This window comes from Lysinibacillus sp. NPDC097279 (assembly GCF_044761745.1).
Classification (GTDB): domain Bacteria; phylum Bacillota; class Bacilli; order Bacillales_A; family Planococcaceae; genus Lysinibacillus.
The window spans coordinates 5,985-19,073 of record NZ_JBIWDA010000008.1; the positions used below are offsets into that span (position 1 = coordinate 5,985).

Annotated in this window: 10 protein-coding genes; 9 read left to right on the top strand and 1 reads right to left on the bottom strand. The window is 37.8% G+C overall.

Features of this window, described 5'->3' with window-relative positions:
- Window positions 1-587: 587 nt before the first annotated feature.
- A complete protein-coding gene (locus ACIQ1H_RS20745; RefSeq protein ID WP_337982020.1) occupies window positions 588-1,097 on the bottom strand; it encodes a competence protein ComK in 510 nt (169 codons plus the stop codon).
- Between the two features lie 228 nt (window positions 1,098-1,325).
- Between ACIQ1H_RS20745 and ACIQ1H_RS20750 the strand changes: the two genes are divergently transcribed.
- The 9 genes from ACIQ1H_RS20750 (at window position 1,326) to ACIQ1H_RS20790 (ending at window position 12,990) form a co-directional block, all read left to right on the top strand.
- Window positions 1,326-1,568 (top strand): IDEAL domain-containing protein, encoded by a 243-nt coding sequence (locus ACIQ1H_RS20750; RefSeq protein WP_173478112.1) that lies wholly within the window; start codon window positions 1,326-1,328, stop codon window positions 1,566-1,568.
- Window positions 1,569-1,869: 301 nt separating this feature from the next.
- Complete coding sequence (gene uvrB / locus ACIQ1H_RS20755; RefSeq protein WP_402891589.1) at window positions 1,870-3,849, top strand: excinuclease ABC subunit UvrB; 1,980 nt, start codon at window positions 1,870-1,872, stop codon at window positions 3,847-3,849.
- A gap of 7 nt (window positions 3,850-3,856) precedes the next feature.
- Window positions 3,857-6,721 (top strand): excinuclease ABC subunit UvrA, encoded by a 2,865-nt coding sequence (uvrA, locus tag ACIQ1H_RS20760; RefSeq protein ID WP_402891592.1) that lies wholly within the window; start codon window positions 3,857-3,859, stop codon window positions 6,719-6,721.
- A 287-nt stretch (window positions 6,722-7,008) separates the two neighbouring features.
- Entirely contained in the window at window positions 7,009-8,202 is a 1,194-nt protein-coding gene (locus tag ACIQ1H_RS20765) for a DUF4097 family beta strand repeat-containing protein (protein ID WP_402891595.1), read from the top strand.
- A 278-nt stretch (window positions 8,203-8,480) separates the two neighbouring features.
- Window positions 8,481-9,167 (top strand): cell division ATP-binding protein FtsE, encoded by a 687-nt coding sequence (gene ftsE, locus ACIQ1H_RS20770; RefSeq protein ID WP_173478108.1) that lies wholly within the window; start codon window positions 8,481-8,483, stop codon window positions 9,165-9,167.
- Window positions 9,157-10,041 carry a permease-like cell division protein FtsX gene (ftsX, locus tag ACIQ1H_RS20775; protein ID WP_173478107.1) on the top strand — a complete coding sequence of 295 codons (885 nt, stop codon included), beginning with the start codon at window positions 9,157-9,159 and terminating at the stop codon, window positions 10,039-10,041. Before ftsE ends, ftsX begins: the two co-directional genes overlap by 11 nt.
- A 175-nt stretch (window positions 10,042-10,216) precedes the next feature.
- Window positions 10,217-11,512, top strand: coding sequence for a murein hydrolase activator EnvC family protein (locus tag ACIQ1H_RS20780; RefSeq protein ID WP_402891599.1), 1,296 nt, complete (start codon window positions 10,217-10,219; stop codon window positions 11,510-11,512).
- Between the two features lie 273 nt (window positions 11,513-11,785).
- Complete coding sequence (locus ACIQ1H_RS20785) at window positions 11,786-12,406, top strand: hypothetical protein (RefSeq protein WP_402891602.1); 621 nt, start codon at window positions 11,786-11,788, stop codon at window positions 12,404-12,406.
- Window positions 12,403-12,990 carry a peroxiredoxin family protein gene (locus ACIQ1H_RS20790; RefSeq protein WP_173478104.1) on the top strand — a complete coding sequence of 196 codons (588 nt, stop codon included), beginning with the start codon at window positions 12,403-12,405 and terminating at the stop codon, window positions 12,988-12,990. The genes ACIQ1H_RS20785 and ACIQ1H_RS20790 overlap by 4 nt, the downstream gene beginning before the upstream one ends.
- Window positions 12,991-13,089: the final 99 nt, after the last annotated feature.

The window sequence follows — 13,089 nt, forward strand, 5'->3', positions numbered from 1 at the left end:
TAGACTCCAGCGGGAATGCACAGAACGTAAGACGCAACAAACCGCGCGTTAGCGAGGGTTGCGGCTTATGTGTGTGCCCGCGGAAAGCGAAGTGGGTTTTTACGCATGAGAAGTACAATGCATAGAATGGCGCAGGAACTCCCGCAATGCAATATCCACCTTGCACTGCTAGTAGAACATTGATATATAAATGCCCGAGTAAAAATCCACGTAGACTCCAGCGGGAATGCACAGAACGTAAGACGCAACAAACCGCGCGTTAGCGAGGGTTGCGGCTTATGTGTGTGCCCGCGGAAAGCGAAGTGGATTTTTACGCATGAGAAGTACAATGCATAGAATGGCGCAGGAACTCCCGCAATGCAATATCCACCTTGCACTGCTAGTAGAACATTGATATATATACCCAAGTAAAAATCCACGTAGACTCCAGCGGGAATGCACAGAACGTAAGACGCAACAAACCGCGCGTTAGCGAGGGTTGCGGCTTATGTGTGTGCCCGCGGAAAGCGAAGTGGATTTTTACGTATTAGAATATCCAATGCAATAACTACCCCTACACATACTAATAGTAATAGTGGCCCTTCTCCTTAAAACGGAGGATGATAGGGAGCATCGTGGCTAAGTTGTTTACGCTCACCCATATAATGTTTATAAAGCATGGAAGCATTCACAAATTGTTTACTAATCGAAGCATATTTAATAGGCAATTCAATTTCCATATCATTTTTCAATGTAATAATACAGCCTTCATTACTCGGTGAAATATTTGAAATAGCATGAAGCCCAATCCAAATATTGTGTATAGAGTTTGGTGAATAGGTCGGTAAAAAAATACATGGAAAGCCATAATCATATGCGACGACTATGGGAAGCTTATGTTGATTACCAAAAAAACGCTTTGCTGAATGTTTTGCCGCTTCATAAGTCGTGCCTAATGAGATGCAAGATTTGCGTAAAACATGCAAAGGTTTGCGTGTCACAATAAGCTCATTATGCTTGTCGATAACTCGAGTAAAAACTTTAGATTCATGCTGAATCGGTTGTAATAAATAAGTATTGAAAGACATTAAATAACCATTCACATAATTTGATGACATATGTAAAAGCCTCCTTTTGATAGTGATTATTTGTAGTGTAAATGACAAAAATGCAATCTGAAAATATAGATATAAGCTCAAAACATATAGAAATTTGATGCTTTTTCCTAAGGAATTTGCTCGAAATTACGCTATAATTCTAATAAATAATAGATGATTTTTATTTGTTTAGCGTTGCATTTTAATCTAAATTTTCTTATAATTTAGAAAAGGATCGAGGTGAGATCGTTGGATAAATATTATTCGTACACAGATTTTCTAAAAGCCGTTGGTCAGTCAAAAAAAATTGATGAGGCAGAGAAATTATTGAACGAGATTTATTTAGATTTATTTTTAAATCATATCCAGCGTATACATCGTGAAGAACAGCTAATGGTTCTGATAGATAGAACACTCGATGAACGAGATAAAAAAGCTTTTCACTTATACGCAACTGAACTAGAAGCTTTACACAAAGTAGCAAGTGAATAATATGATAAATCCGCTCTCCACTACAGGAGAGTGGATTTTTTTGTCTCATGAACTAGACGCTAAGCGTGCCGATAGATTATTGCTTGCTGTAAAATCTTTTATTTTTCTAGAATTCTATGATTAAAGAATGGGTATATATCTAATCATGGGTATAAAGGATAGAAGTTGATCGTAACTGAAAGAGACATACCAAAAATTGAAAATGAAAAAATAACAAACATTCGTTCGTTAAATGTTCGATATTTTAATACTGCTATGCTAAAATATATGTACAAATTGGAAGGAAAGGACGGGGACATGCGTGCAAACATTTGATTTACAGGCGCCATATCAGCCTAATGGGGATCAGCCACAGGCGATTGCAGAATTAGTGGAGGGTGTACGTGAAGGGAAACGACATCAAACATTACTTGGTGCAACAGGTACGGGTAAAACGTTTACGATTTCTAACGTTATTCAGCAAATAAAAAAACCAACACTGATTATGGCCCACAATAAAACACTTGCGGGTCAATTATATAGTGAGTTCAAAGAGTTCTTCCCAAATAATGCGGTGGAATACTTTGTAAGTTATTATGACTACTTTCAGCCCGAAGCGTATGTTCCGCAAACCGATACGTATATCGAAAAGGATTCAAGCATTAATGATGAAATCGATAAACTGCGTCACTCAGCTACTTCGGCACTTTTTGAACGCGACGATGTTATTATTATTGCCTCCGTATCCTGCATATACGGTTTAGGTTCTCCAGAAGAATATCGGGAATTGGTTGTATCGATTCGCACAGGGATGGAAATTGAGCGCAATCAATTACTTCGAAAATTAGTAGACGTGCAATATGAACGCAATGATATTAGTTTTACTCGTGGGACGTTCCGTGTGCGAGGCGACGTTGTGGAAATTTTCCCAGCATCTCGTGATGAACATTGCGTACGTGTCGAATTTTTCGGAGATGAAATTGATCGAATTCGAGAGGTAGATGCTTTAACGGGAGAAATATTGGCAGATCGAGACCATGTAGCCATTTTCCCAGCATCCCACTTCGTTACGCGTGAAGAAAAAATGCTTAAAGCAATTGACAATATAGAACAAGAATTAGAGCAACGTCTTGAGCTATTGCGGGCAGAAGATAAGCTATTAGAGGCGCAGCGTTTAGAGCAGCGTACACGCTATGATTTAGAAATGATGCGAGAAATGGGCTTTTGCTCAGGTATTGAAAACTACTCACGCCATTTAACACTACGTGAAGCTGGAGCAACACCTTATACGTTACTTGATTACTTCCCAGAGGACTTTTTACTTGTAGTTGATGAAAGCCATGTGACATTACCACAAGTAAGGGGTATGTATAATGGGGATCAGGCGCGTAAAGGTGTTCTTGTAGAGCATGGTTTCCGTTTACCATCTGCACTAGACAATCGTCCATTACGTTTTGAGGAATTTGAAAAACATATTCATCAAGCAATTTATGTATCAGCAACGCCTGGCCCATATGAAATTGAACATACTCCAGAAATGGTAGAACAAATTATACGTCCAACAGGATTACTAGATCCGTTAATTGATGTTCGTCCAATTGAAGGGCAAATTGATAATTTAATTGATGAAATACATGATCGTATTGCGCGAAATGAGCGTGTACTCGTCACAACTTTAACGAAAAAAATGTCGGAAGATTTATCAGCTTATTTGAAGGAAATGGGCTTAAAAGTGGAATACTTACATTCAGAGATTAAGACACTAGAGCGTATTGAGATTATCCGCGAACTTCGTAAAGGTACATATGATGTACTTATCGGCATTAACTTATTGCGTGAAGGCTTAGATATTCCTGAAGTATCGCTAGTTGCAATTTTAGATGCAGATAAGGAAGGCTTTTTACGTTCGGAGCGTTCTCTTATTCAAACAATTGGCCGTGCTGCACGTAATGCGAATGGTCATGTCATTATGTACGCGGACAATATGACTGATTCTATGAAAAAGGCCATTGAGGAAACAAAACGCCGCCGAACAATTCAAATGGCTTACAACGAAGAACATGGTATTACACCGAAAACAATTGTCAAAAAGATTCCGGATGTTATTCGTGCGACACAGGTTGCAGAGGAAGAGGAGTCATATGTAACAAAGGCAACAAAAGGCAAAAAGTTAACGAAGGCAGAAAGAGAGAAATTACTTGCTACTCTTGAATTGGAGATGAAGGAAGCGGCAAAAGCACTTGATTTCGAACGTGCAGCAGAGCTTCGCGATACAATATTTGAATTGAAAGCAGAAGGGTGATTGGCTTGTGAAAAATACAGAAATTGTCGTGCAAGGTGCACGAGCACATAATTTAAAAAATATAAATGTTACAATTCCACGTGACCAATTAGTCGTGATAACAGGTTTATCTGGGTCTGGAAAGTCATCATTGGCGTTTGATACGATTTACGCTGAAGGACAACGTCGCTATGTCGAATCATTATCGGCATATGCTCGCCAATTTCTTGGCCAAATGGATAAACCCGATGTAGATGCAATAGAAGGGCTATCGCCTGCCATTTCAATCGATCAAAAAACGACGAGCCGAAACCCACGCTCAACAGTCGGAACAGTTACGGAAATTTATGATTATTTGCGTTTGCTATTTGCCCGTATTGGCAAGCCGATTTGTCCAAATCACGGTATTGAGATTACGTCTCAAACGATTGAGCAAATGGTGGATCGTTTGCTCGTCTACCCAGAACGTACGAAAATGCAATTACTTGCACCAATGATTTCTGGGCGTAAAGGGACACATGTAAAATTACTTGAGGATTTGAAGAAGCAAGGCTTTGTTCGTGTACGAATTGATGGAGAATTACGCGATTTAGATGATGCAATTGATCTTGATAAAAATAAAAAGCATTCGATAGAAGTTGTAGTCGATCGTGTTGTTGTAAAAGAAGGAATTGCAGCTCGTCTTAGTGATTCTTTAGAAACAGCACTTCGATTGGCGGAAGGGCGCGTACTTGTAGATGTAATGGAGCATGAAGAATTATTATTTAGCGAACATCATGCTTGCCCATTATGTGGATTTTCAATTGGGGAATTAGAGCCTCGTATGTTTTCATTTAACAGTCCTTTTGGAGCGTGCACTAGCTGTGACGGTTTAGGCACGACACAAGAGGTTGATCTGGATCTTATCGTGCCAGATTGGGATCGCTCATTACTAGAGCATGCTATTGCACCGTGGGAGCCTACAAGCTCACAATATTATCCACAGCTATTAAAAGCTGTATGTGACCATTACGATATTCCAATGGATGTACCTGTCAAAGATATACCTAAAGAAAAGATGGATAAGGTTTTATTTGGCTCAGGTAAAGATAAAATTCACTTCCATTATGAAAATGAGTTTGGCAATGTGCGAGATCAAATGATTGAATTCGAAGGTGTCGTTCGTAACGTAGAGCGTCGTTTTAAGGAGACAACTTCGGATTATGTACGAGAACAAATGGAAAAATATATGGCACAGCAAGCTTGTCCATCATGCAAAGGCTACCGCTTAAAACCCGAAACATTAGCAGTAAAAATTGCCGATCAGCATATTGGACAAGTAACAGAGTATTCGATTCAGGACGCCGATACATTTTTCAAAGAGCTCGATTTATCTGAAAAGGATATGCAAATTGCAAAACTAGTTTTGCGTGAAATTGAAGAACGTCTCGGGTTCTTAGTGAATGTAGGGTTAGACTATTTAACATTAAATCGTGCTGCGGGGACACTTTCAGGGGGGGAGGCTCAGCGTATTCGCCTAGCAACGCAAATCGGTTCTCGCTTAACGGGTGTGCTTTATATTTTAGATGAGCCGTCAATAGGGCTACATCAGCGTGATAACGACCGTCTTATTAGTACATTACAAAATATGCGTGATATTGGAAATACGCTAATTGTAGTTGAACATGATGAAGATACAATGCTCGCAGCAGATTATCTTATTGATGTTGGACCAGGGGCTGGTGTACATGGGGGACAAATTGTTGCCTCAGGTACGCCACAGGAAGTAATGGATAACCCTAAGTCGTTAACAGGGCAATATTTAAGTGGCAAGAAATTTATTCCTCTCCCAATCGAGCGTCGTAAACCAGATGGTCGTAAACTATCTATTTTAGGAGCAAAGGAAAATAACCTTCAAAACGTTAAAGTAGACGTACCATTAGGTCTATTTGTAGCAGTGACAGGTGTTTCTGGCTCAGGGAAATCTACGCTAATTAATGAAATTTTATATAAATCTTTAGCACAAAAGCTAAATCGTTCAAAGGTGAAGCCAGGTGCTCATAAAGAAGTCACAGGGTTAGAGGAATTGGAAAAAGTCATTGATATTGACCAATCACCAATCGGGAGAACGCCACGCTCAAATCCTGCAACGTATACAGGTGTATTTGATGATATTCGAGATGTTTTCGCAACAACAAATGAGGCAAAAGTACGCGGCTATAAAAAAGGGCGTTTTAGCTTTAACGTTAAAGGTGGTCGTTGTGAAGCATGTCGTGGCGACGGAATCATTAAAATTGAAATGCATTTCCTGCCAGATGTTTATGTGCCATGTGAAGTTTGTCATGGAAAACGCTACAACCGAGAAACACTAGAAGTGAAATATAAAGATAAAAGTATTGCGGATATTTTAGATATGACAATTGAAAATGCGGTAGTGTTCTTTGAAAATATTCCTAAAATACAACGTAAATTACAAACGATTGTTGATGTAGGGTTAGGGTATATGAAATTAGGACAACCTGCTACGACTCTATCTGGTGGTGAAGCACAGCGTGTGAAATTGGCTTCAGAATTACATCGCCGTTCAACAGGTAAGTCATTTTACATTTTAGATGAGCCGACAACGGGTTTACATGCGGATGATATTGCACGCTTATTGCTTGTGTTGCAACGTCTTGTTGAAAATGGTGACTCTGTACTTGTTATAGAGCATAATTTAGATGTTATTAAAACAGCGGATTACATTATTGACTTGGGACCAGAGGGTGGCGACAAGGGTGGTACCATTGTTGCAACTGGAACGCCAGAAGAAGTAGTGGAAGTAGCTGGCTCTTATACAGGGAAATATTTAAAACCGATATTAACACGTGATCGAATGCGAATGGAAGCTGCTTTAGCAGAGGCATCTAAATAAATTTTCAATCAGTAAATAGGGAATTTATATTATAAAAATCTGCTCTTTTTCCGAGTGAAGGACTTAACACCTAGCAGACTCTTTAGCTTTTGGAGCAGCTCGCAAAAGGTTTGTCCTCACTTAGGAAATCTTGCAGATTTTATTGCACATATCAAAAATATACCTAATAGCAGCAATGCAATATTTCATAATTTGTGCTAGTCAATGCTTTTTCATTTTTTCAGTGAAACTTTTCACATAGGGATACGTATAAATAGATATAACAATCTGTGGGAGGCTATATGATTATGCAAAATGAACGTCAACGAATTTTAGAACTTGTGGAAAAAGGAACAATTTCAGCGCAAGAGGCGATTACATTATTAGAAGCATTAGAGCAACCTAGCAAGTCCACTCAAAGTAGTAATAGCGATGTGTCGAATATGGGTCAGCAATCCTCAACAGAGAAGGAATCTATCTTTAAAGATCCAGAGTTTAAAGAAGAACAAAAGAAAAAAGATGCAGACTTCACTAAAAATTTCCAAGAGGAAATGCATGATTTTCGTAAAGATTTATCGCAAATCGGTTCCATCTTTATGGATATGATGAATACAGCGGTTAAAAAAGTAAAAGAATTCGATGTTTCTTCGCCATTTGGTGATAAATTTGAATTTACACATACAGAAGAACTAGCAGCAGAGAATGTAGAAAATGTCATTGTTGAATTACCGAATGGCAATTTTTCATTAGAAACGTGTGAAGGTGATAACTTCCAAATCATTTGTAAAGTAAAGGCACCACTTCTTAATGATAACGAAGAAGAAACACGTAATCATTTTTTAGAGCAATTTGTTGTGAAAAATGAGGAAGGTACACTTCGTATTTTAAGTCAGCTAAAGCTCGTGCAGGTCAATGTACAATTGCTTGTGCCAAAGGAAAAGTTAGATAAATTGTCGGTCCGTTTAATGAACGGTAGTGTTGCTCTTCAAGATATTGAGCTGGATCAGTTAAAACTTAAAACACTTAATGGTGCAATTAAAGGCTCTAAGCTAGTATTTACGAAGGCAGAAGTAGATTCATCGAATGGCTCAATTGAACTTACAGATGTACGAGGTAAAGATTTAGAAGCTGAAACATTAAATGGACGTGTTTATTTAGATGGTGCATTAGATGAAGTAGAAGCGAAATCTATAAATGGACATGTTGTTGTCACAACATGCTCTAGTAATTCATCAAAAATTAAAGCACATACAGTTGCTGGAGCCGTTGAAATTTATGTACCACGGACAATGTCTTTAAGCGGAAAAATTGTAACAAACTTCGGTAAAGTGGATGTAGGTATTCAAGATACGTCGAAAATTGAAACGCAAGATCAATTTTTAACTAAAGTAGTTCGTTTTGATAAAGAAGTGGAAAATGCAAATCGCTTATTTATCGAAGGAGAGTCGAAAACAGGAGCAGTATTAATTCGTTATACAACGACTGACGAACAACAAATGTAAAATAATATAGGGCATTCAAGCTAAGCAATTTGCTTGAATGCTCTTTTTTACATTCATTTTTATTGATATAAAACAGGAATCGACTAGTACTTTTCTTCGATTCCTGTTTTAATTTGTTGTCATTTGGTGTATTTTTAAAAAATATTCCAAATGATATTAAATAATTAGAATATAATGCCAACGAATGAAATAAAACTGTAATAAAAAAACATAGATTGAGTGATATAATAGAAAAAGAATACATCTTACATATAAGAGGTTTAGGTGGTTTAAAAAAAATGATAGAAATGAAAAATGTGACAAAGAAGTATCCGAATGGTGTAGTTGCGACAAATGGCATTTCGGTTAATATAAAACAAGGTGAATTCGTTTATGTTGTTGGTCCAAGTGGTGCAGGTAAATCGACATTTATCAAATTAATGTACCGTGAGGAAAAAGCAACTTCAGGTGAAATTACTGTTAATGGTATTAATTTAGGTGATTTAAAAAATAAAAAAGTGCCTTTCTTGCGCCGTCAACTAGGTGTCGTTTTCCAAGATTTCAAATTACTCCCAAGATTGAATGTTTATGAAAATGTAGCATTTGCACTTGAGGTAATTGAAGAGGAACCTGTTGAAATTCGTCGTCGAGTTATGGAAGTTTTAGATCTTGTCGGATTAAAGCATAAGGCAAGAATGTTTCCAAATGAACTTTCTGGTGGGGAACAGCAACGTGTTTCTATTGCACGTTCTATTGTAAATGTACCAAAGGTAGTAATCGCAGATGAACCAACAGGGAATCTGGACCCAGAGACATCATGGGAGATTATGAATTTATTTGAAGAAATTAATGCACGGGGAACGACAATTGTAATGGCAACCCACAACCGCGAAATTGTGAATACAATTCGTCGTCGAGTTATAGCGATTGAAGGCGGTATGATTGTCCGTGATGAGCACGGAGGTGACTACGGCTATGAAGCTTAATACAGTAAAACGACATTTTCGAGAGAGCATAAAATCACTTGGGCGTAATAGCTGGATGACAATTGCTTCTGTCAGCGCGGTTACAGTGACTTTAATATTAGTAGGTGTATTCTCGCTAATTATGATGAACTTGAATAAAGTAGCATCAGATTTAGAGAACGACGTTGAAATAAAAGTATTAATTGATGAAACAGCAGATGAAGCTGCTGAAAAAGCATTACTAGCAAAAATAGAAAAATTGCCTGATGTTGCGGAATTTAAGTATTCCACGAAAGAAGACGAATTGACAAAGCTAGTGAAAGATTTTGGGGATGACTTTAAGCTTTTTGAGCAAAGTAACCCGTTACGAAATGTTATTTATGTGAAGGCAACAGATCCACAGCAAACTGCCACGGTTGCAAAGACAATTAATAAGTATGAATATACATACGACGTGAAGTATGGTGAAGGTAAGGTAGAAAAACTTTTCAACTTCTTAAATATTAGTCGTAATGTAGGTCTTGTGCTGATTTTAGGGTTATTATTCACAGCTATTTTCTTAATCTCTAATACGATTCGTATTACGATTATCGCACGTCGCGATGAAATCGAAATTATGAAACTAGTAGGTGCAACAAATTCGTTTGTCCGAATTCCATTCCTTTTAGAAGGTATGTGGCTGGGGATTTTAGGTTCTATTATCCCAATTGCGGTTATCGCAACACTTTATCACAATGTATATAGAATTATTGCACCTCGTTTACAAGGTGAGCTTGTTCAACTTCTTGACTTCTCACCACTTGTCTATCAAGTAAGCGGTCTATTACTGCTTATTGGTGTGCTTATTGGTATTTGGGGAAGCTTCATGTCTGTACGTAAATTTTTAAAAGTTTAACTTGCTTCAGTAAAGACTTTAAGTGGGGGATACATTGCATTCTGTATGGATTTACCTCCACTTGAATCAAGTGAAAGATATGGTATGTCAGACATGTAGCGCAATAAAAATGCCGTTTATAACGGCGTACATAGTCAACAAAATGGAATTAAATAAACGAAGGGGAGTTCAATAAATGAAAAGTAAGGCAACAAACACGATTAAAGCATTTGCAGCAACAACGGCACTACTTCTTATTATCCAAACTCCAACAGCGTATGCAACTAGTTTAACGGATTTAAAAGAAGAGAAAAAACAAGTAGAAACAAAGAAAAATCAATTAAATTCTTCTATTAGCAATAAAGAAAATGCTATTAGTGCAAATGAAGAAAAACAACAAAAATTACTAGACCAAATTCAAGCGTTAAACGCTGAAATTGAAAATACAAATAGTAGTATTAAAAGTGTATTGGCAGAAATTCAATCTACAAATGCAGAGATAAAAGAATTAGAAGGTACAATTGAAGAGCTTCTTCGCAAAATTGAAGAGCGTGATTTACTATTACAAGATCGTGCACGTGCCATTCAAGCTGGTGGCTCAGTTAGCTATTTAGATGTGCTACTAGGTTCTAATAGCTTCGTAGATTTTATCGACCGCTTCTCCGCTGTAAATGCATTGCTTGAAGCAGATCGTCAAATTATTCGCGATCAAAAACAGGACAAGCAAACTTTAGAAGAGCAAAAGCAAGTACTAGAAAGCAAACGTCAAAAGCTAGAAGAGCAGAAAGCAAAGCTAGAACGACTAAAAGCATCATTAGATGGACAGAAAAAAGAGAAGAACACATTAGTTGAGCAGTTAGAAAAAGAACAAGCAAAACTAAAGTCAGAAAAAGTATTACTTGAAAAAGAATATTCAGAGGCGCTTGAAATTAGTGCTGAATTACAGCAGCAAATCATTTCAGAGCAAAACCGATTAGCGGAAGTAGCTCGTCAACAAGAGGCAAAACGTAAAGCAGCAGCCGCTGCTGCAGCTGCAGCAGGGAACTCAGGTTCAGGCTCTACAGTAAATGCTCCAGCTTCGGATGGAACATGGATAAAACCAACAAATGGTCGTTTAACATCACCATATGGCTGGCGTAATCTTGGTGCTGGTCCTGAATTCCACTATGGAGTTGACCTTGCCAATAAAACAGGTACGCCAATTTGGGCAGCTGCTGACGGTGTCGTATCTTATGCCGCACCACTTAGCTCTTACGGAAATGTCGTTATTTTAACACACTCTATTGATGGAAAAATTTATACAACTGTATATGCACATCTAAGTGCATTTAATGTGAGTGTTGGTGACGAAGTAAGCCAAGGGCAGCAAATTGCAGCAATGGGCAGTACAGGTCGTTCAACAGGACCACACTTACACTTTGAAGTGCACATCGGCTCTTGGCAAGGACAAGCAGTTGGTAGTGTGAATCCACTCAAATATATTCCATTGTAAATATTTAAATTAAGAGAGCCGTCTCATTGTGAGGCGGCTCTTTTTATCTGTAAGGGACAACAGAATAATATAATTTCCTTCTGTGGATAGCACGCATTCGAAAGAAATAAATATTATGATATACGATATGGGGTATTTACAAGTGAAGTGCTCAAAAAATGAGTATTTTTAGAATAGTTTAGAAAAGTTTTCGAACACAGTATGAAATGGAAGTTTTCATAAATGCATCTATGCTATGCTAAAATTATCTATATTGGTGGAGGATTTATTAGGGTGATTAATACTGAGTGGTTTTCTATTCGCGCATTAACTTTACCAGCAACGGCAGTCGCATTAATAGCTTCATTTATCATCGTCTGGCTTGTTTTACGAATACAATTCCCCAAAATATGGTCAGGGGTATACGGCGATGCAATTTTTACGTTTATACTTGTTTGGAAATTTAGTCTCATTATTACGGATTTTCCATCTGTCGTTTCACAGCCATTAACACTTCTTTATTTTAATGGTGGAACGGTCGGCGTCTTATTAGGAACAGTCGCTATACTATTGCAATTGTGGTGGAAGCGACAACAACTGCAATTCGATTATGAAGGCGTAACTGCAAGTAGTTGGGCAATTATTTTGACACAATCCATTTATCAATGGTTCGTGGTATTATTGAATGACAATTCTATCCAAAGCGAACTCGTCACTTTGTTAGTGCTAAGCACACTAACAATCTTCATACTATGGAAAGTAACGGAACCTACTCTAGCGTTATTAGTGTATACAGCTGGGTATGTAATCGTTGCAGCTTTACAGCCAAATGGCTTTTGGCAACCAGCTGTTGGAGTAAGCTTCCTATTACTTATGCTAGGTATAGGAATTCAACGAATGGGAGGAAAAGAATGAAAAAAAATATTGGGTTACTTGTTGTCGTGTTGTTAATAGCTGCGATGATTGGTACATATGTTAGACAGCAAATCGATAAAGAACGCGAAATCGAAACGGCTTCACTTGGTAAAGAGGTAGAGGAACGGACAATAGGGTTGAAAAAAGGAGATACACCGCCAGATTTTACGTTAACTAATTTAGATGGTGAGAAAGTGACGTTAAGTGAGCTCCGCGGAAAAAAAGTAGTATTGAATTTTTGGGCAACATGGTGTCCGCCATGTAAAGCCGAAATGCCCCATATGCAAAAATATTACGAACAATATGCAACAGAGGACAATGTTGAAATTTTAGCTGTCAATCTAACATCAGCAGAGCGTGACGTAACAGCTGATGCAAAAATTGATTCAGTCATGACATTTAGAGATAGCTTTGAACTTACATTTCCAATCTTACTTGATCCAGAAAATGCTGCTGGTTCAGATTATCAGGTCATTACAATTCCAACAACGTATTTCATTGATTCAACAGGGGCTATTCAGCAAGCAATTGAAGGTCCTATGAATGTCGAAATGTTAAAAAATACTGTTGAAGCATTAGATTAACTAGAACTATCCTAAAATCCCCTGTGCCCATGGAAGGCAAAGGGGTTTTTTTAGTGCCTTTTTAGTGCCAGTCACTCAAAAGATTCTGAATTTTCCTAT